The sequence below is a fragment of the Rhodococcus zopfii NBRC 100606 = JCM 9919 genome (assembly GCF_001895025.1).
In the GTDB taxonomy this organism is placed as follows: Bacteria; Actinomycetota; Actinomycetes; order Mycobacteriales; family Mycobacteriaceae; genus Rhodococcus; species Rhodococcus zopfii.
This window is the reverse complement of record NZ_BCXI01000003.1, coordinates 90,404-110,333: the sequence shown is the minus strand read 5'-3', so window position 1 is coordinate 110,333 and position 19,930 is coordinate 90,404. Positions and strand designations below refer to the sequence as shown.

Here is a 19,930-nt window from a genome sequence, read left to right as displayed (position 1 = left end):
GCTTGGTTGGCGCGTATTTCCGTGCGCGCCAACCAACATCCGCGATGAAAGTTCTGTTCTATGTCACCGGCGCAGCCATGGCGCCCCTGACTCCCCTCTGCCTGCAGACGCTTCGTGCAATGCGCCCCGCGGACGAGGTACGCGTCGCGCTGTCCGCCGCAGCACTCCGATTCGTCACACGCGATGCCTGTGCGATGCACGCCGACCACGTCCTCCTCGACGACTGGGATCGGATACGGAACGGGCAGCACGTGGAACTCAGCCGATGGCCGGACGTAATCGTGGTCTATCCGGCGAGTTTGAACTTCGTCACGCGATTCTCGCTGGGCACCGTCGATACGCCGGTCATGCTGTCGATCCAGTGCTCCGCGGCCCGAATCGTGATCGCCCCGGCGCTCCCGCCCGGCGGTGCCGAATCGTTCTCGTTCGAGCAGGCGACGGCACGACTCGAGGGCCACCGGCGGGTCGAGTTGCTGCCGACCATCGTCGCACCGAGCGCGGTGCTGGGAACCGAGGTCCGTGGTGCACCCGTCCCGTTCACAGACGTCGTCGAGTTGCTGGACCAGATTGGAAATCATGAAGACATCCGACCCGGTGTCGGTCTCCGTTAGCCGAAACCTCGTCTCCGTCCAACACCGCACTCCCGATTCTCTGAACATCGTGCGGATTCGTTCCGACCGCGGCGAACGAGAGACACCCGATCTCACACGTGTGCAACGGGTATCCGGCGCGGTCGTGCCCTCCGCAACTTCCGACGAGTTCGAGTATCGGCTTCCGGCGGATTCTTCGATCGCGCTGGACGCAGACTCGGCCGAGGATGCACGGATCGCGGTCACCGCGATCGGACATGTGCTCGACGAACTCCATCGAAGCGGCCAGGACATGGTGACATCGGGTGTCCCGACCGGTCCTCCGTGGATTCGGAGACTCGAAGCACACCTACGTGAGCTTCGCTGTGCTGCAACAGAAGTTGATGAGATATTACGGCGCGAGATTCCGGCGGAGTATTTCGATCTCCCCCTGATGCCGCAAGCGTCGTCCAGGCCCGGCCTGCTGCACGGGGCACCCTCCTTGGCGTCGGTGTATCTGACCGCGGACCGGGGAGTCGTCTTGACCGGCGAAGATCTCTCGATCGGCCCGCCCGAGACGGACTGGGGGTTTCTGATCGGGGAGCTCGGAGAAATCGCCCTCTTCGAGTCGTTTCCGATCGCTCACCACTGCCGGGCACTGAGCACGATCATCGACACCCACACGGCGGGATTGGATCGCCGGTCGATCATGGCCTTCGCCCAGCACCGCAGCGTGCTCCACGTCCTGGATTACGCGGACACGTTCGTGGCGACCGCCGACGACCTGACGGACGAGCTGTTCACACTACTGAGGAGCATTCAATGGGACGGGATACTCCCGTGACCGACTGGGTCGAGGCACCACTGCGATACGCCGCCGAGGACTTGGACGACTACCTGGACGTACGCGAGGTGCTGACCGCGGCTGCTGTCGGAACGATGGTCGACCCGATCCAGCTCGGGGGCCGAAATCCGAACTGGGTCAGCAGGACCACGAAGGGTCATTCCCTCTTCGTCAAGTACGAGACGACCGCACCGCCGGCACCGCGAACATGTTCGCGTGCAAAGACTTTCCACGATCTTCTCGACGCCGATGACCGTCTGCGCCGGAACATCTCGACGCCGACGCTGCGCGCGATGTCCGAGGACGGCCGGGTGCAGGTGTACGACGTCGTTCCGCAATCTCCCACGGCGCAGCAGAGATTGGTGGAACGGACCCTGCATCCACGGACAATGTATCGGATCGGGCAATCGGTGGGAGTGCTCCATGCCGCGCGCATCGATACAGCCCCCGCGGTACATCCCGCCGGTGCGATGCCGTCGAGTTTCGCGGTCGGTGACGTCGACGACGCGATCGTGCCCGGGCTGTCCGCAGCGCAACTGGTCGCGCTCCGTCTGCTGCACGGCGATCGTGCGCTTCACACGGCGGCGACCCGCCTGCTGTCGGATCCCTCCCCCACGCCGAGCGGCCCCCTGCACGGAGACCTGCGGCTCGACCAGATCTTGATCTCCGACGACGAACACCACTGGATCATCGACTGGGAGGAGTTCGGGACCGGACCGACCGCCCGGGATCTTGGTTCGTTGATCGGGGACATCGTCAACACCTCGGTCATCGCATCGCTGTGCAGCCTCGGCAGCGACCCATCCGGCAGGGAAGCCCACGAGACGGCCGTCCGAACCGGTCTGGAGAACGCGAAGACGCTGGCAAAAGAGTTGTGCTCGGGCTATCAGGAAGCATGGTGCCGCACCCGTCCGCGACGACTTCTGGACCGGGTCTGGGCCGCGGAGATCTCGCGATTCGCCGGCTGGCACCAGCTCGATCGACTGCTCGCGAACGCGGCCGGCGTAGTCACGCTCACCGCGCAGTCCCGCGCACTCGCCGGGATCGGACGAGCACTGCTCCTCGATCCCGACGCCTTCATCGAAGAGTTCGAGTTGGATCGGATCACGGCATGACGACGAACAGCAGCGTTGCCGTCGCGGAGACACTCCGCGCTGTGCTGGAGCACACCGGCCGGCGCGGAGACGACGTGACGATCACCCTGGAGGGCACCGAGCTGACCGGACCCGCGAGCGTCGTCCGGCACAAGCTGGCTGCGGTCCTGTACGACATCCTGCACGCGCGACACGGCATGCCCGCCTCGACCCGGAGGCGACCACAGTGGTCCGACGAGGCTCTTGCACCCAAGCCTGCCAACGGTTCTCGTATGGAACTCGCTCTCCTTCAGGAGTTCGCCGACCGCACGTTCGTCGTGCGCCGCCCTCTCGTCGAGGAACGAGCAGACTCCGTGGTGTACCTTCAGAACGGGGTTCGCGTGCGGACCACACGGGACAAGGCTGTCCGTTTCCACGGATCCGAGGTCGACATCCGGCTCCAGCACCATTCGAGCGCCGTCTCGCCGGGCTTCTTCTATGTCTACGGACCTTCCTCCCTCGACGAGAGCCGGTACCGGGAGAAGGAAACCCGTGTCTACCTGTCCATCGGCGACCCGGACGCGGCGGTACGACTGTTCGTGGACGTCGTGCGGTGCCTCGACGTGTGGGGCATCGACTTCGATGTGAAGCTGCTGACCTGTCCCGCCGACTATCCCCGCAGCGACTCCATGGTGCTCTATGTCGATCAAGACCCGGACGAGATCTGCGACGCGGTTCACGCCTGGAGCACCGAGCATCGGGACCACTTCGTGGCCGGTTCACTGTTGACCCGGCAGTGTCACCCCGGAATTTCGACGGCACAGGAACCTCCGGTGAATTTCGACGACCCGACGCTGCGGAACCTGAGCTTCGGCCAACATCGCAGCCTGATGATCGCCGACGCCGTGATCGAATTCGCCACTACGGGAGGCACATTGGATGCTGCACTGGAACGTTCCGCCCTCGTGTTCGGCGTTCATCCGCACGACTACTCGTCGAACCTTCCCGTCGAGGCACGATGCTGACGGCGGCCGGCACCCACACGATCGACTTCTCCGCCGCGGCGATGCGGGGAGCGCAGCGGAATCCGATGGTGTCCGTGATCATCGACGGAGGCGCCCACGACGACGTGGAGTACGGTTCCGGGTTCGCCCATCTCCGCGAACACTGGGCGCTGGCTTCCCTCCGCCGCATGTACGGAGATCGCCTCGTCATGTGCAGCGCCAAGACTCTCCAGTACCAGACCGAACTGTTGCTCTTCGTCGATTCGTCGGCGGCCACGCCCCTGGACACCATCGACTGGTGGCAGTGGACCGAGGGGGATCTGGCTCACGAGGTGTCGGTGATCGACGAAGAAATCGTGTCTGCGGAATCGGAGGCGGTGGGCTGCGCATTCGATCGCGAACTGCCACGACGTCTCGGAGTCTACGGCCCCGGGACGGACTGGGGATACGGGCATCGTGCGCTCCTCCACGAGTGGACGGTCGACAGCCTGGCGGCGGCCGTACAGCAGACCTGGGGCCCACGGCCCACCATGTTCTCGACGTCGACCCCCGAGGTCGTCCGGTGGCCGCGCACAGCGAACGAGGCAGCCCACCGTGACGGCACGTCCGGGCTGGAAACCGTGGCGACCGCAGCAGCAGGCGGCCACTGTCCCGATCCCGACACCGGACGGATCGCCTTCTGCGGCTGGCTTTTCCGATACGACGAGTGGCATAGAGCGGCAGAACTCGACGACCTGGCCACACTGATGCGCCTCGTTGTGCACGACCGTCCGGTCGCTGGCCTGGGCCCTTCCCGATGGGAAATTCGGGTGAGCCAGTTCGGGGAGAGACACGTGACTCGCGGTGCGGACTACCTCGGGGTCGGCATTTCCCCGGATCGCGAACTCCCCGCGGAGGAGTATCGGCGACTGGCCCGGCGACCCCTCGAACAAGCCCTCTCCTTGCTGCTCACCGAGATCCGTGCTGTCCGACCCGGCCTGATGGCGGCATTGGATCGCCATCGGCTGTTCCGGTGCGCACGGCTGAATCAGGCGCTGCCGCAGCGCGCAATCGCCCGCAACCGCGCGAAGGTCCACGACGACGTCGCTCATCCCGACCTCCGGACGACCGGACGCACCGAATCCGAGAATCTCGTTCTGGCGAGAAGCCTTGCGGTCCTTGTCGAACAGATGCTGGCGACAGACCCCGAGGTGGTTCCGGTAGGAGTGAGGCCACGATGACACTGCAATGTCGGTCCGTACCGTCGTCGAGCGGCATCGCGACGATCGTCATCGGCGACCCGGGCAATCCGCTCGTGGAGGCGCGGTTCGTGCGGATGGTCGAGACGTGGCCGCGTCACCTCGTGCGGGCCGTCTACCGACGCGCGGTGGACACCCTCGAGGCGGCGACGGACCCGGACGCTGCGTCACCGGACCGCGTGTCGACCGGCTGGGCACGCGGGTCGTCCCTGTCGGTCTCCTACGACGAACGGACGATCATCGTCTCGGCGAGCTGTATCGAAAGCGGGTGGGAACGCACACGCGCGCTCGCGCTGGCAGTCTTCGATGCGACCGCGGAGATCGAGGACCGCGTGTCGCGTCCGGGTGAGGGCGAGCCTGCGGAACCGCACACCGGGCCTCCCGAATCGGCGTATGCACAGCTGCGCCGATCGGTGATGACCCGCGCGCTGGCCACGCCGGAGTGCCTCCCGGTGCAGCTGTACTCTCCAGTCCGATCCTGTTACACCACAACACCATCGGAGTTCGCCGTCATCGGCGGGAATGTGAGGATAGAAGATGACAACAGCAGGTCCTGAACGCACCGCAGTCGACACCCTGATCTCCGGGACGGTGATCATCGAACGATCCGAGAACAGTGTCAGGACGTTCCCCGAGTCCGACGACAGCAATTCCGTCGTCATCGAGCGGATCGGTCCCCGGACCCACAAGTGCCCCCTCGGCACCCGCGATGCCGCTGCCGTCTCCGCCCGCGTGAACGGCCGTGAACTGACGCTGACGATCGGCAGTGGCCGGCTGTTCAAGCGCAACTACCGCATCGTGGCGGAGTTCGACGGCCGATTCGTGAGCCTGCGTCCCAAGGACATCGAGGCGACCACCTATCTGAACGGGAAGCCCCACGAGATCGAGAAGGAATTCGGCGAATTCACCCTTCGTGCGGGCGGCACCGTCGAAGTGTTCTGGGCTCTTCCGAGGAAGGTGCTGCACAAGACGGTGGAGCCTCCCGTCCCGACAGTGGAGGAACTGCTCGTCGGCTATGCGCTTGCGGCCGCGTTCGGCACCGGGGACCTTTCCCTGACGACCATCGTCATGGGGGCCGTGGCCTCGATGATGCCCTGATGAGCCGCGATCGGAGGTGATCGACATGGGCGACAATCGAATCGTCTTCGCTGCCAGGCCCTACTACGACGAGGACGACGACAGGCATATCGCCGCGCGCATCGCAGCGATGCTGGTGAACAACCCCGGCGGGTCGGTTCTGGAGCAACACCTGGCCGCGGCGGGGATTCCGGCGACCTCGGCGATGTCCACGATCGATTCGGTAGGGGCACGCAACGTCATGGTGATCGAGTATCGGCTGAATACGGCATGTGCCCCGGCCCAGATCGTGGAGCGAACCCGCGCCGCGATCGCGGGTGTGGGACGCATGTCCTTCAGCGACCGCGACCTTGCCCGGGCGAAAGCCTGTGCGCAGAGCCTGCTGGACATCAGCGTATCCGGATTGCCGCAGTTCGTGGACGCGGTGTGCGGTTTCGTCGCCCGGTACGGACGCCCCGACGTCATCGACGATTACCGCCGTCTCATCGATGCCGTCGATCGTGACGCGGTCGCGGCTGTGCTCGCGGAGCTGTATGTCGGAGAGGCGTTCGTCGTCGACCAGGTCCGGGCGGCATAGGCGTGGTTGTCATGTATCCAGAGGAACGAGAAACCTTCGAACCTGCGAAGATTGCCCCCGGGGTGGAGGCGTGGACCACCCACGACGAGGCGGTCCGCACGGCGGGGTTCTGGGTCGTCGTGAGGAAGCTGCCGAAGGTCTACGGCCGGTTGCTTCGCGAATGCTTCCGGGCCGGTCCGATGAACACGGTCGCGATCATCGGAGGAGTCACGAGCGCCGAGATCCTGACCGCCGTCGGCTTGCTCGCCACGACCGATGTCCTGTCGAGCCTGCTGACGGCCGGGCCGACTCCGGAGCGGGTGCGAGCGGCGGCACCCGGCCTGGCCCTGATGCTGATCGCGCTCGTCGTGCGCGCGGGACTGCGGGAGATCGTCGACTGGCAACGCAGCCGATTGGTTCCCAAACTCCAACTGGCGATTCGCACCCGACTGCTCACCCTGACCACCGCCGTCGAACTCGTCGCCTTCGATGATCGTCGCTTCCGCGACGTACTCCATCGGGTGCGCGATCGATCCCCGGACGCTGTGACCGGTCTGCTGTTCAGCGGCCTCGAAACCGTCGCCGGTGTCTTCGGACTCGTCGCCGTGGGCGGCGTCCTCACCGTGCTGCATCCGGTCCTGCTGCCTCTGATGGTCGTGGCTGTCGTGCCGAGCTGGTTCGCGTCGGTGCTGGCCGCCCGGCTGGTCTACAACGTGTATGCCGAGACCAGCGGACCCCAGCGCAGGATGGACACCTTCGCCGATCTGATGTCCGACCGACGCTCCGCGGCCGAGATCCGGGCGTACGCAATGGGCGCGTATCTCCTGGAACGGTTCGGCGCGCTGGCGCGATATGTGCGGGACGCGCAATTGACGTCGGAGAACGCCCAGGCCCGATCCCAGGTATTCGGTATGGCGTTGTCGGGGGCCGGCGTCGGCCTCGTCTACGTGGTGTTGCTGATCCTGCTGAACGTCGGTGCGATGCAGTTGGCTGTCGCCGGCACTGCCGCGGTGGCGATCAGGACGGCGTTGTCGGCGATGCGAGGGTTCAGCGCGTCCACGAATGTCGCCTACGAGAACGCGCTGTTCTACCAGGACTATGTGGATTTCGTGCGAGAGGCCGAGCACCGGCAGGAAAGCTCCGGGAACTCGATACCGTATTCCGACCGATTCACCGTCGCACTGCGCAACGTGTCCTTCACCTATCCGTCGGCGGCGACGCCGGCGCTGCGTGGAATCAGCCTGGACATCGCCCCGGGTGAGGTCGTCGCCGTCGTCGGTGGCAACGGCGCAGGGAAGTCGACGCTGGCCAGGATCATCGCCGGACTGTATCGACCGGACAGCGGGCGGGTCTCGTATTCGGGTGTGCCGATCGAGCAGGTGGATCGGCGATGGCTGCGCGACCGGATAGCCGTTGTCGCACAGGATTTCACTCGCTGGCCGTTCTCTGCACGGGAGAACATCACCATCGGCCGTGCACCGAACACCGAACCGGACGTCCGGCTCCGCCAGGCATGCCTGGCTTCGGGTGCCGCAGAGGTGCTGGCGAGACTGCCCGACGGGCCGGACACGATGCTGGATCCGTCCTATGTCGGGGGCACGGATCTTTCCGGCGGGCAGTGGCAGCGCATCGCCATCGCACGAAGCCTCTACCGCAATCCCGGACTGCTGATCGTCGACGAACCCACGGCCGCGCTCGACGCCCCCGCCGAGCGCATGATCTTCGACATGATCCGGGCCGAAGCGGGCGGGCGTGCGGTCGTCCTCATCACCCACCGGCTCTCCGGTGTGAGTCTGGCCGATCGGATCGTGGTCCTCGACCGTGGCCGGATGGTGGATTGCGGCACGCACGCCGAGCTCATGCGACGCGGGGGGATCTACCACGACTTCTATCGGCTCCAGGCCGAGCCGTACGAGGACCGGATGTGGAACGCCGGAACGGAAGCACTGTCCCGCAACAGTTCCGGAGACCCCAGTCCCGGCCGAGCCGTGAACACCGATGACGCTGCCGGGTGACCGCCAACGCGGATGTCATCGGCTCGTGGCGAGGGTGCCTATCCACAGACGGATCGCGGTCCGCAACGACTCACGATGATCGGTGAAAGACCCGCCGGGTACGAGTGCCCTTGTCCCGGAAGCGAAATCGAAAACCATCCCTTCGAGCAGACTTATGAGATCGCGCGCAGCATCCAGGGGCTCGGATGCACCGAGCTCCTCCATCAGTGCGGTTGCGGCGGGAAGCGAGAACAGGCACGACGCCAACCCTGCCCTCAACTCGTCATCCGCGGACGCGTCGACGACCAGCGCGTACCGAGCCAGTACGTCCCTCCGCCGGTCGGTCAGCAGCGTTTCGAGCTGGTCTGCGATCAGGTTCCCGGCTACTTCTATCGTGGGCGGCACGACAGAGGGTGCGGCACTCTCGAAGTGTTCACGGGACCGGCGTGTCAGGTGCGCGATTGCGGCGGACACCAGCGCGTGACGGGTGCGGTAGTAGTACGAAGTCGAGCCCCGGGCCAGGCCGAGGCGTGCATCGATGCCCTGATGTGTCAGCGCATGGTTCCCGCCTTCGGCAGCCAGATCCAACGCGGCCTCGCAGATCAGGTCCCGGCGGGAGCGACGATCAGCCATGTCTACCTCCATTTCCCCGAAGCTCTACGATGCTAGAGTCTCGGACCATGCGTTGGACTCGCCGGACGGCCCCACCGCGTCGTTCACTGCACGTACACGACGCTGCATTCGACACCGCCGCACGAGGTCTGGGATTCACCCTCGACGATTCGCAGCTGGAAGCCGCGGCGGCCCTCGCCGCCGGCGATCTGAATCTGTATCTGTGGGGTCCCGTCGGGCGGGGCAAGAGCTGGCTGATGGCGACGTACTTCGCCGCGCTGCCGACCGATCGGAAGGTGCGGGTTCACTTCCACGAGTTCTTCCGCGACCTGCATCTGGGCATCCGACGGCACGGCAACAACCTTGCCGCTGCCCTGGACGAGCTGTTGGGCGGTGTGGATCTCGTGTGCTTCGACGAGTTCCACGTCCACGATCCCGCGGACGGCAAGTTCATCGCCCGTCTCCTGCCCGCTCTTCTCGATCGGCAGATTCGGGTGATCCTGACTTCGAACTACCCGCCACGTTCCCTGATGCCCAACCCGCTGTTCCACGACGACTTCGTTCCCTCGATCGAGTTGATCGAGCAGTTCTTCACCGTCATCTCCGTCGACGGGCCTGTGGACTACCGCACCGTCTCCGGCCACGAGGCCGGTTTCGCCGCCGGATGGTGGGTCAGCCCCGGCACGCAGGAGCAAGGGGACCGGCTGGGACTGCGTTCGCCCACGCCCGACGAACGCACAATTCTCACTCCGGCCGGACATCCCGTCCATGTCCTGCGCGCAGCTGAGTCATTCCTCTGGGTGGACTACGCCGACCTGTGTGAGAACACCACAGCCCCGGTCGACTACCTCGCCCTCGCGCGACAGTTCAGCACGTGGGTCGTCAGTGCAGTGCCGGACCTTCGAGCCGCGGGGCGTGAGCCTGCTCAACGTTTCGCCAACGTGGTCGACGTGCTGTACGACTGCGACATCACCACCGTCTTCCTCGCAGCCACGCCCCTGAGCGCACTCACCGACAGCGGCCGGCTACCTGTCGACATCGAACGAATCAGGAGCCGACTCGGCCAACTCGCCGAACCCGAACTCGAAGCGGCTGAAAGATAGTCGATTTCGCTGGAAGCGTCACGAATCAGCCACGTGTGCAATCAGGTCCGATCTATCCCCTGCTACAAGGACCGCACAATCGGTCTGCCCGGGCGGCAATATGAGCATGCAGCCGGTTCACCGCCGGTGAAGGATGACGTGTACCGATCGCCAGACCGATAGCCCGATCCCCTATACCGGCCACACGAAGCGTGGTCACGCCGGTGGTCGCGGTCTCGGACGGAGGCAACAGCGCAATCCCGAGTCCTTGCGCCACCAATGCCCGCATCGTGTCGAACTCGCTGATCTCGAACGCGATGTACGGAGCGAATCCTGCTCCAGTACAGCATTCTTCGAGTTCCCTACGGATGTGGTAGGTGGGCGGACCGGCGATGAAGTGCTCGTGCGACAGTTCACCGAGGTCGACTCGTTTACGGCGCGCGAGCCGGTGAGTTTCCGAGACGTGGAGCAGCAGCCGCTGGTGGCCCAGGACGGTCGCGGGTAGGTCGTCCGGGGGTGGGATCATCACAGCGAGATCGAGACGCCCTTCGCGAACCATCTGCGCGAGCGCCTGCCCGTGGGATTGAACCAGGTGCAGGCGGATGCGGGGAGCGATGCGATGGAATTCCGCGAGCACGGACGGCACGCTGACCGGTCCCAGGGTGAGGGGGAATCCGAAACGGACCACGCCGCTGTCGGGGTCGGCGTGACTGCGAACGGTGGTGATCGCGTCGTCGAGCTCCCGGATCATCGACTCGGTGCGCTCGTGGAGGTCACGCCCGGCGGTGGTCAGCGCGACGCCGCGTCCTACCTGCTGGAAGAGCGGCACTCCGAGCATCTGTTCGAGTGACTTGATGCGGCGGCTGACCGATGATTGCGGCACCCCCAGCCGCTCGGCTGCGTGGGTGATGTGGCCTTCTCGGGCTGCGGCGTCGAATGCAGCCAGTAGCGGAACGACCGATGCTGCCTCCTCGGACATGAACCAATCCATATTCGGATGGTAATGCGCATGAAGTCTCATTGGACGGATGAGTTCGGAGCGCGCACCCTGGTAGCACCCACGAGAGGAAGGCAGGTACGCGACCGTGACCATCCGTCGATCCAGCAGTAGTACAAGTCAATTCGATTCTCGTTACGATGTCGTGCTGATCGGCGGCGGCATCATGTCGGCGACACTGGGTGCGTTGCTCACCCGGCTCGAGCCCGACTGGTCGGTGCTCGTCCTCGAACGCCTGGACGACGTGGCCCGAGAGAGCAGTGCGGCATGGAACAACGCCGGGACCGGCCACGCCGGGTTGTGCGAACTGAACTACATGCCTGATCCCACCGATTCGTCCCGGGCCGAGGAGATCGGTCGGCAGTTCCTGCTCTCACGCCAGTTCTGGGCAGCGCTCGTCGAGGCGGGGGACCTGAGCGCTTCATTCGTGACCGCGACCCCGCACATGACCGTGGTGTTCGGCAATCGCGATGTCGCCTACCTGCGCCGACGCTACGAGACCCTGCAACATTCGCCGCTGTTCTCGGCCATGGAATACAGCGAGGACCCCGAGGTGATCGCCAGGTGGGCGCCACTGGTGATGGACGGACGCGACGAGTCCGTCCCGATCGCCGCGACCTTCCACGAGGCCGGCACCGATGTGGACTTCGGCGCTCTGACGCGAGACCTGATCCGGGGCATGCGCGATCGGGGCGTCGAAGTGCGGACAGGGCACGAAGTGACCCGCTTGCGTCGCGTACCGGACGGCTCCTGGATCGTGGCCGGCCGCTCCGGATCCGGCCGCTTCTCGGTGCGCTCGCGGTTCGTGTTCGTCGGCGCGGGGGGTCACGCGCTCAAACTGCTCCAGAAAGCCGGTATTCCCGAAGCGCGCGGCTGTGCTGTGCTTCCCATCGGCGCACAGTTCCTGCACACCGACCGCCCTGATGTCGTGTCCCGCCACCAGGTCAAAGTCTACGGTCGGGCGGACGTGGGTGCCCCGCCGATGTCCGTGCCGCATCTGGACAAACGGGTGATCGACGGACACGACTCGCTGATGTTCGGCCCCTACCCCACATTCAGTACACGACTGCTCAAACAGGGACGGCTCACCGACCTGTTCACTACGATCCGACTCGGCAACGTGGCGCCGTTGATTGCGGTCGGGATTCGAAACCTGGGGTTGGTGCGCTATCTCGTCGGACAGCTCCTGGCCTCACGTGGCCGGAAACTGAAGCAATTGAGACGTTTTCACCCCACTGCCCACGACGGCGACTGGTCGTTGATCGATGCCGGTCAGCGGGCGCAGTTGATCAAGCCTCATCCCCGCAAGATCGGGGTGCTGGCCTTCGGCACCGAGGTCGTCACCGGCGCCGAAGGTACTATCGCGGGTTTGCTCGGCGCCTCGCCCGGGGCCTCGATCGCTCCGGCTGCGATGGTCGAACTGTTGAACACATGCTTCCCGGACCGAACACAGTACTGGCGACCTACACTCGAGCAACTGATGCCCGATCCGGCGCAGCCGGATGGCGCCGGGGTCACGGGCGGACACGACGTGGCTGTCGGTGGGTGATGAGATCCTCACCCGATGGACCCCGCCGAAGCAAGCCGGCGATCCCGCCGCAACACCTCGTGTCCTACGTCGTCGTGATCGATCCGAGAGACTCGAGTGTCTTCCTCATCGACCACATCGGAGCCGGCGTGTGGCTCCCCACGGGTGGACACGTCGAACCCGGTGAACACCCGCTCGACACCGCAATACGGGAGACGCGGGAGGAACTCGGCATCGACGCCGATTTCGGCCTCACAGGTACCGCCCCGGTCTTCCTCACGGTCACACGGACGACCGATATCGTCGGCACACACGTCGACGTCAGCCTCTGGTACGTCATCACGGCCGGGCAGGAAACCGAGTTCACATTGGATTCAAGGGAATTCCGAAGCGGTCGCTGGTGGACCGTGGACGAATTCGGGAACAGCGACGTTCGGCGGTTCGATCCGCACTTTCTCCGTTTCATCGCGAAGGTGCGTTCCTCGGCTTCTGGCTCGAGTCCCCATATTCGGCCGTGACCTCGATGCCTCGCGACGACACGGCCAACTCTTGGCGAGGTCTCGCTTCAGGATCGAGCAGGCGTCGACCATACATACGAGAACGAGGTCACGACCTCTTTCGAGTTCGTGACCTCGTCCGTCGCAGTTCGTGGAACTGCTCTCTGTGGGCGAAGGGGGACTTGAACCCCCACGTCCCGAAGGACACTGGCACCTGAAGCCAGCGCGTCTGCCATTCCGCCACTCGCCCGAGCGACTGGAGAACAGTAACACACCTTCTCCAGATATCACGATTCTCCTGGTCACGCCACGTTTTGGAGGGCTTTCAGGCAGCATCGGGGGCCGAGTTGGACATTCGCTCACCATCCCCCGAGCCGGATCGGGCGAAAAGTCGATACCATGCAGGGGCGAGAACTGCATCGCGACACGCACAGTCCGGAAAGGGGGCCGCCATGGGAATCGCGCAGCGTTTCGAACGCAAGCTTCAAGCCGCAATCGGCGACGCATTCGCGCGCGTCTTCGGAGGCGGTGTGGTCCCCCAGGAGGTCGAAGCCGCGCTTCAACAGGAGGCTACGGACGGTGTCCAGCAGCTCGATCGTGGGCTCATGCTCGCACCGAACAAGTACGTCATCACCATCAGCGAGTCCGATCACGAGGCCCTGGCAGCAGACAGGGACTTGACGGTGAAGGCATTCTCCCGTCACCTTGAGGACTTCATTCGCGAACAAGGGTGGCAAACCTACGGTGAGATCCATGTTGCCTTCGAGTCGTCGTCGGCGCTGCACACGGGGCAGTACCGCACTCGCGGCTCGGTCGATCCCGATACCGGGCGCGCATCCGCGCGTGCCCCGGCCTCGCGTTCGCCCCAGAATCGCCCGACCGTGAAACCTGACCCAGGAGTTGCCCCCATGACGCAGAACCCCGGCTACGAACCCGGCCGCGAGCCCGCCGACCGCGCGGAGCCGCAGTACGCGCGCAACGGTCACGCGCACGTCGGCCAGGATCAGCGCTATGCGCAGGGCTACCGCAACGAGGGTGGCGCTGCCTACCCGCCGGCCGAGGCCTACGGCGGCGAGCGCGGCGGTTACACCGACCAGGGTTACGCGGATCAGGGCTACGACCAGCAGGGTTACGGCCAGCAGGGCGGCTACGACGACCGCAACTACGGTGGCGGCTACGGCGACCAGCAGCAGGCCTACAGCCAGGACTACGGCCGCAACGACTACCAGCAGCAGCCGTACGGCGAGGACCGCTTCCAGGGCGGTTACGGCCAGCCGGGCGCAGCCGGCCCCGCCGGTTACGACCAGGGCTACGCCGACCAGGGCTACCAGGGCCAGGCGTACGGCCAGCAGGGCTACGGCCAGCAGGGCTACGCGGATCAGGGCTACGACCAGCAGGGTTACGCCCAGCAGGGCGGCTACGACGACCGCAACTACGGTGGCGGCGCCGCCTACCCGCCGGCCGGTGCTGCACCGGGTCGTGTGCTGACCGCGACGCTGCAGCTCGAGGACGGCAGCGGCCGCTACTACCAGCTCCGTGAGGGCAGCAACATCATCGGTCGCGGCCAGGACGCCCAGTTCCGCCTCCCCGACACCGGTGTTTCCCGTCGCCATATCGACATCCGCTGGGACGGGTCGGTCGCGATGCTGTCCGATCTCGGTTCCACCAACGGCACCACCGTCAACGGCGCGCCCGTGCAGGATTGGCAGCTCGCCGACGGCGATGTGGTCCGCGCGGGTCACTCGGAGATCCTGGTCCGCATCCTCTGAACGGGTTTCGACACCCGATCGGACCCGACTCGAGACCGGTCCGGCGCGTAACCGACGCGTCGGACGGTGCGTCGAGCCGTGCACAGTCCGTATTGTGGGTGACCTCAGCACACCGGATGCGAGCGCGCCGGTCGACCATGCCGAAGGAGGACGAGCCGTGCAGGGGCTGATTCTGCAGCTGACCCGGGCGGGTTTCCTCCTCCTGCTGTGGCTGTTCATCTGGGCTGTTCTGCGCACGTTGCGCTCGGACATCTACGCCGGTGCGGCACGACCGCTCCCGCGCTATTCGGGCAAGCAGTCGGTGCTGCCGTCGCTCAGTCGCAACAAGACCGCGAAATACCTGGTGGTGACGCAGGGCGCGCTCGCCGGCACCCGCATCTCGCTGGGCACCCAGCCGGTGCTGATCGGACGTGCCGACGATTCGACGCTGGTACTCACCGACGACTATGCCTCCACCCGCCACGCCCGGCTCTCGCCGCGTGGCTCCGACTGGTACGTCGAGGATCTGGGTTCCACCAACGGGACCTACCTCGATCGTGCGAAGGTCACCACCGCCGTCCGCGTACCCCTGGGCACCCCGGTCCGGGTCGGGAAGACCGTGATCGAGCTCCGCCCGTGACCCTTGTATTGCGCTACGCCGCCCGCAGCGACCGCGGCCTGGTCCGCTCCAACAACGAAGACTCCGTGTACGCCGGTGCGCGCCTGCTCGCGCTCGCCGACGGCATGGGCGGTCACGCCGCCGGTGAGGTCGCCTCGCAGTTGATGATCGCGGCGCTCGCCCACCTCGACGACGACGAGCCGGGCGACGACCTGCTCGGCAAGCTCGCAGCCGCGGTCCGCGAAGGCAACGCCTCCATCGCCGATCAGGTCGAGGAGGAACCCGAGCTCGACGGCATGGGCACCACGCTCACCGCGATCCTGTTCGCCGGCAGCAAGCTGGGCCTGGCCCACATCGGCGATTCGCGTGCCTACCTGCTGCGCGATGACCAGCTGACCCAGATCACCCGCGACGACACGTTCGTGCAGTCCCTCGTCGACGAGGGCCGCATCACCGCCGAGCAGGCGCATTCGCATCCGCAGCGGTCGCTGATCATGCGTGCCCTGACCGGCAGCGAGGTCGAGCCGACCCTGACGGTGCGGGAAGCCCGCGCCGGCGACCGTTACCTGGTGTGCTCGGACGGGCTGTCCGACGTGGTCAGCGACGAGACGATCGCCAACACGATGCGCGAGGGCAGCCACGACGAGTGCGCCGACCGGCTCATCGAACTGGCGCTGCGCAGCGGCGGCCCCGACAACGTGACCGTCGTCGTCGCCGATGTCATCGACCTGGACTACGGGCAGAGCCATCCGATCGTCGCGGGTGCCGCGTCCGGTGATGACGAGGACACCCCGCCCCCGAACACCGCCGCCGGCCGAGCCGCGGCGATGCGGCCGCCGCGTGCCACACCGAAGCGGGTGATCAGCAAGCCCGAACCCGAACCGAAGCGCAAGCGCAGCCGCCTGTGGTGGCCGGTCGCCGTGCTCGTCGTGCTGGCTCTGCTCGCGACGGCAGTTGTCGTGGGGCGCATGATGATCCGCAACTACTACTATGTCGGCGCCGACGACGGCCGGGTCACCGTGCTGCGCGGCGTGCCCGGCAACGTCCTCGGCTACTCGTTGCAGGAACAGGCACTCGTGGGTTGCATCACCGACGAGGGCTTGCTGACTTTGATGGAACCCGGCAGCGCCAACTGCCGCGTCATGGTCGTCGACGACCTGCAGCCCGCCGCGCGCGAGCAGGTACGGGCCGGTCTTCCGTCCGGCAACCTCGAGGACGCGAAAGCGCAGATGGGCCGGCTCGTCGACGGTGATCTGCTGCCGGTGTGCGTGGAAGAGAAGCCGGAACCGGCACCGGCACCGGCACCGGCGCCCGGCCCCGTCGCGACTGCCACCCCCGCCCCGGACGGCACGCCCGCCCCGGCGCCCGCCCCGGAAACCCCGCCGGTCACCACTGCCGCGCCGCCCCCGGCGGAGATCCCGGCACCCGCAAGCGCAGCACCCGGAGGCCCGGCACCGGGCGAGACACCCGCTCCCGCGGCCCCGGCCGCTCCGGAGCAGACACCCGAACCGACGCCGGCCGTACCGCAGGTACCGGGCCAGAACTGCAGGGTGGGAGCCTGATGTCGGTGTCTCACGTCGCGGGGGCTTTCCCGAGCCCTCCGGGTGGATTCGCCCCTGCACCACCACAATCCACCCGCCGCAACACCGAACTGCTGCTGATTCTCGCCGCGATCGGCATCACGCTGGTGTCGCTGTTGCTCGTCGAGGCCAGCCAGGAACAGACCTTCACCTGGGACCTCGCCAAGTACGGGCTGACGTACGCCGTGATGTTCCTCGTCGCGCATCTGGCGGTGCGACGGTTCGCGCCGTACGCCGATCCGCTGTTGCTCCCGATCGTCGCGCTGCTCAACGGGCTGGGCCTGGTCCTGATCCACCGTCTCGACCTCGCCGACGAGGAGAACGCCCTGTTCATGGGCGATCCGATCCCGTCACCCGACGCGAACCAGCAGGTCCTGTGGACCGCGCTGGCCATCGCCGGGTTCGTCGCGGTGCTGGTGCTGCTGCACGACTACCGGCTGCTTGCCCGCTACAGCTACACCCTCGGCCTGATCGGCCTGGTCGCGCTGGCCATCCCGGCGCTGCTGCCGTCGAGCCTGTCCGAGGTCAACGGCGCGAAGATCTGGATCCGGCTGCCCGGCTTCAGCATCCAGCCCGGCGAATTCTCGAAGATCCTGCTGATCATCTTCTTCGCGTCGGTGCTCGTCGCGAAACGTGACCTGTTCACCACCGCCGGCAAGCACTTCCTCGGCATGGACTTCCCGCGCGCCCGCGACCTCGGTCCGATCCTCGCCGCGTGGATCCTGTCGATCGGCGTGATGGTGTTCGAGAAGGATCTGGGCACCTCGCTGCTGCTGTTCACGACCGTGCTGGTGATGCTCTACATCGCCACCGAACGGGTGGGCTGGCTGCTCATCGGCTTCGCCCTGCTCGCCGTGGGCTTCTTCTTCGCGTACCAGATGTTCGGGCACGTGCGGGTACGGGTGCAGACCTGGCTCGACCCGTTCTCCGATTACGCGAACACCGGCTACCAGATCTCGCAGTCGCTGTTCGGCATGGCGACCGGAGGTGTCGGCGGCACCGGCCTGGGCAGCGGCCGGCCCGCGCAGGTGCCGTTCGCGAAGACCGACTTCATCGTCGCGACGATCGGTGAGGAACTCGGACTGATCGGCCTGGCCGCGATCCTGATGCTGTTCCTCGTGCTGATCGTGCGGGGACTGCGCACCGCGCTGGCGGTGCGCGACAGCTTCGGCAAACTCCTCGCCGCGGGCCTGTCGTTCACCCTCGCGATCCAGATCTTCGTGGTCGTCGGCGGCGTCACCAAGCTGATCCCGCTCACCGGCCTGACCACCCCGTTCGTCTCGTACGGCGGGTCGTCGCTGCTCGCGAACTACCTGCTGCTGGCTCTGCTGATGAAGATCTCGCACTCCGCTCGGGAACCCGTCCTGCCCCGCAAGAGGCCAGCACCGCCGATCGCGGACGCGCAGACGGAGATGATGGGGCGCGAATGAACGGTCCACTCCGCAAGGTCGCGATGGCCGTGATGTTCATGGTTGCCGCTCTCCTCGCCAATGCCACGTACGTGCAGGTCATCAAGGCCGACGACCTGCGCACCGATCCGCGCAACTCGCGGGTGCTGATCGACGAGTACTCCCGCCAGCGCGGGCAGATCTCCGCGAGCGGACAGGTGCTGGCCGTCTCGGTGCCCACCGACAGCCGCTACAAGTACCTGCGGACCTACCCGGCCACGCCCGAGCAGCCGATGAGTCCGCTCGCGTACGCACCGGTCACCGGCTTCTACTCGATGCAGTACGGCAGCACCGGCCTGGAACGGTCCGAGGATGCCGTCCTCAACGGGTCGGATCCCCGCCTGTTCGGGCGTCGCTTCTTCGACCTGGTGTCGGGACGCAACCCGCGTGGCGGCAACGTCGTCAGCACGATCGACCCGATCATGCAGCAGGTCGCCTACGACGAATTGACCGCCAAGGGCTACACCGGTGCGGTCGTCGCGATCGAACCGAGCACCGGCAAGATCCTGACGATGGTGAGCACGCCGAGCTACGACCCGAACCGGCTGTCCGGGCACGACGGTGCCGCCACGAGCGCCGCCTGGGACGAACTCAACGCCGACCCGGACAAGCCGATGCTCAACCGGGCGGTGTCGCAGACCTACCCGCCGGGTTCGACGTTCAAGGTGGTGGTCACCGCCGCGGCCCTCGCGAACGGCGTCGGCCCGGAGGATCGGTTCACCGCTGCCCCCAACATCACGCTCCCGGACACCACGACGACCCTCGAGAACTACGGCGGATCGACGTGCGGTTCCGAACCGACGGCGACGCTGCGCGAGGCGTTCGCCCGCTCGTGCAACACCGCGTTCGTCGAGATGGGCATCAACACCGGCAGGGACGCCCTCGCCGCCCAGTCCGAGGCGCTGGGGATCGGCGAGAACATGTCGATTCCGCTGTCCGTGGCGGAAAGCACACTCGGCCCCATTCCCGACGGTGCGGCACTCGGACAGTCCAGCATCGGGCAGCGCGACGTGGCCCTGACGCCGCTGGAGAACGCGGTGATCGCCGCGACCGTCGCGAACGGTGGTGTCCGCATGAAGCCGTACCTGGTGGATCAGCTGCAGTCCCCTGACCTGTCGGTTCTCTCCGAAACGCAGCCGGAGTCCGCCGGCCAGGCGATCGCCCCGGAGGTTGCCGCGATCCTCACGGAACTGATGATCGGCGCCGAGAATTACGCGGGCGGCGCGGGCAAGATCCCCGGTGTCCAGATCGCATCGAAGACCGGCACGGCCGAGCACGGCAGCGACCCCCGTAACACTCCGCCGCACACCTGGTATATCGCCTTTGCGCCCGCGCAGCAGCCCACGGTTGCGGTGGCGGTGATCGTGGAGGACGGCGGCGACCGGGCGCTCGCGGCAACCGGCGGCTCCGTGGCCGCACCCATCGGACGTGCCGTCATTTCGGCCGGATTACAGGGAGGCTGAC

The 19,930-nt window shown here is 66.3% G+C and carries 19 protein-coding genes and 1 tRNA gene; 17 read left to right on the top strand and 3 right to left on the bottom strand.

The window, feature by feature from the left end:
- The first annotated feature begins 2 nt into the window (after window positions 1-2).
- From RZ1_RS02670 to RZ1_RS02630, 9 genes are all read left to right on the top strand, one after another.
- Window positions 3-611 carry a flavoprotein gene (locus RZ1_RS02670; RefSeq protein WP_505358095.1) on the top strand — a complete coding sequence of 203 codons (609 nt, stop codon included), beginning with the start codon at window positions 3-5 and terminating at the stop codon, window positions 609-611.
- A gap of 499 nt (window positions 612-1,110) precedes the next feature.
- Window positions 1,111-1,413: a hypothetical protein gene (locus RZ1_RS30910; protein ID WP_218020432.1), complete on the top strand. Its 303-nt coding sequence runs from the start codon at window positions 1,111-1,113 to the stop codon at window positions 1,411-1,413.
- Window positions 1,410-2,528 carry a phosphotransferase gene (locus RZ1_RS02660; protein ID WP_072808983.1) on the top strand — a complete coding sequence of 373 codons (1,119 nt, stop codon included), beginning with the start codon at window positions 1,410-1,412 and terminating at the stop codon, window positions 2,526-2,528. Before RZ1_RS30910 ends, RZ1_RS02660 begins: the two co-directional genes overlap by 4 nt.
- Complete coding sequence (locus RZ1_RS02655) at window positions 2,525-3,511, top strand: T3SS effector HopA1 family protein (RefSeq protein ID WP_072808981.1); 987 nt, start codon at window positions 2,525-2,527, stop codon at window positions 3,509-3,511. The genes RZ1_RS02660 and RZ1_RS02655 overlap by 4 nt, the downstream gene beginning before the upstream one ends.
- Window positions 3,505-4,710 (top strand): hypothetical protein, encoded by a 1,206-nt coding sequence (locus RZ1_RS02650; RefSeq protein WP_072808980.1) that lies wholly within the window; start codon window positions 3,505-3,507, stop codon window positions 4,708-4,710. The genes RZ1_RS02655 and RZ1_RS02650 overlap by 7 nt, the downstream gene beginning before the upstream one ends.
- On the top strand, window positions 4,707-5,285 hold the full coding sequence (locus tag RZ1_RS02645) for a hypothetical protein (protein WP_072808979.1): 579 nt from the start codon (window positions 4,707-4,709) through the stop codon (window positions 5,283-5,285). Before RZ1_RS02650 ends, RZ1_RS02645 begins: the two co-directional genes overlap by 4 nt.
- On the top strand, window positions 5,266-5,826 hold the full coding sequence (locus RZ1_RS02640; RefSeq protein ID WP_072808977.1) for a hypothetical protein: 561 nt from the start codon (window positions 5,266-5,268) through the stop codon (window positions 5,824-5,826). The genes RZ1_RS02645 and RZ1_RS02640 overlap by 20 nt, the downstream gene beginning before the upstream one ends.
- A 25-nt stretch (window positions 5,827-5,851) precedes the next feature.
- Window positions 5,852-6,382 (top strand): peptidase M16 family protein, encoded by a 531-nt coding sequence (locus RZ1_RS02635; protein WP_139281749.1) that lies wholly within the window; start codon window positions 5,852-5,854, stop codon window positions 6,380-6,382.
- An 11-nt stretch (window positions 6,383-6,393) separates the two neighbouring features.
- The gene (locus RZ1_RS02630; protein ID WP_072809151.1) at window positions 6,394-8,376 is read left to right on the top strand and encodes an ABC transporter ATP-binding protein; all 1,983 of its coding nucleotides are present in this window, start codon (window positions 6,394-6,396) and stop codon (window positions 8,374-8,376) included.
- Window positions 8,377-8,391: 15 nt separating this feature from the next.
- On the opposite strand, the gene RZ1_RS02625 is transcribed toward RZ1_RS02630, so the two are convergent.
- Window positions 8,392-8,988: a TetR/AcrR family transcriptional regulator gene (locus tag RZ1_RS02625; protein ID WP_072809149.1), complete on the bottom strand. Its 597-nt coding sequence runs from the start codon at window positions 8,986-8,988 to the stop codon at window positions 8,392-8,394.
- A gap of 47 nt (window positions 8,989-9,035) precedes the next feature.
- On the opposite strand from RZ1_RS02625, the gene zapE reads away from it, so the two are divergent.
- Window positions 9,036-10,070 carry a cell division protein ZapE gene (zapE, locus tag RZ1_RS02620; protein ID WP_072808974.1) on the top strand — a complete coding sequence of 345 codons (1,035 nt, stop codon included), beginning with the start codon at window positions 9,036-9,038 and terminating at the stop codon, window positions 10,068-10,070.
- A gap of 52 nt (window positions 10,071-10,122) precedes the next feature.
- Here the strand turns inward: zapE and RZ1_RS02615 are convergent, their stop codons facing one another.
- Window positions 10,123-11,040 carry a LysR family transcriptional regulator gene (locus RZ1_RS02615; RefSeq protein WP_238071616.1) on the bottom strand — a complete coding sequence of 306 codons (918 nt, stop codon included), beginning with the start codon at window positions 11,038-11,040 and terminating at the stop codon, window positions 10,123-10,125.
- Between the two features lie 94 nt (window positions 11,041-11,134).
- Here RZ1_RS02615 and mqo point away from each other — a divergent pair, with 94 nt between their 5' ends.
- Both mqo and RZ1_RS02605 read left to right on the top strand, forming a co-directional pair.
- Entirely contained in the window at window positions 11,135-12,595 is a 1,461-nt protein-coding gene (gene mqo / locus RZ1_RS02610) for a malate dehydrogenase (quinone) (protein WP_072808972.1), read from the top strand.
- Window positions 12,478-13,092 (top strand): NUDIX hydrolase, encoded by a 615-nt coding sequence (locus RZ1_RS02605; protein WP_083583479.1) that lies wholly within the window; start codon window positions 12,478-12,480, stop codon window positions 13,090-13,092. Before mqo ends, RZ1_RS02605 begins: the two co-directional genes overlap by 118 nt.
- A 146-nt stretch (window positions 13,093-13,238) precedes the next feature.
- On the opposite strand, the gene RZ1_RS02600 is transcribed toward RZ1_RS02605, so the two are convergent.
- Window positions 13,239-13,321 (bottom strand) — tRNA-Leu (locus RZ1_RS02600).
- A gap of 202 nt (window positions 13,322-13,523) precedes the next feature.
- Here RZ1_RS02600 and RZ1_RS02595 point away from each other — a divergent pair.
- The 5 genes from RZ1_RS02595 (at window position 13,524) to RZ1_RS02575 (ending at window position 19,929) form a co-directional block, all read left to right on the top strand.
- On the top strand, window positions 13,524-14,840 hold the full coding sequence (locus tag RZ1_RS02595; RefSeq protein ID WP_072808969.1) for an FHA domain-containing protein: 1,317 nt from the start codon (window positions 13,524-13,526) through the stop codon (window positions 14,838-14,840).
- Between the two features lie 157 nt (window positions 14,841-14,997).
- Window positions 14,998-15,459, top strand: a complete 462-nt coding sequence (locus tag RZ1_RS02590) for an FHA domain-containing protein FhaB/FipA (RefSeq protein ID WP_072809145.1) — start codon at window positions 14,998-15,000, stop codon at window positions 15,457-15,459.
- Entirely contained in the window at window positions 15,456-17,000 is a 1,545-nt protein-coding gene (locus RZ1_RS02585) for a PP2C family protein-serine/threonine phosphatase (protein WP_072808967.1), read from the top strand. Before RZ1_RS02590 ends, RZ1_RS02585 begins: the two co-directional genes overlap by 4 nt.
- Window positions 17,000-18,448 (top strand): FtsW/RodA/SpoVE family cell cycle protein, encoded by a 1,449-nt coding sequence (locus tag RZ1_RS02580; protein WP_072808965.1) that lies wholly within the window; start codon window positions 17,000-17,002, stop codon window positions 18,446-18,448. The genes RZ1_RS02585 and RZ1_RS02580 overlap by 1 nt, the downstream gene beginning before the upstream one ends.
- Window positions 18,445-19,929 (top strand): peptidoglycan D,D-transpeptidase FtsI family protein, encoded by a 1,485-nt coding sequence (locus RZ1_RS02575; protein WP_072808964.1) that lies wholly within the window; start codon window positions 18,445-18,447, stop codon window positions 19,927-19,929. The genes RZ1_RS02580 and RZ1_RS02575 overlap by 4 nt, the downstream gene beginning before the upstream one ends.
- Window position 19,930 lies beyond the last annotated feature (1 nt).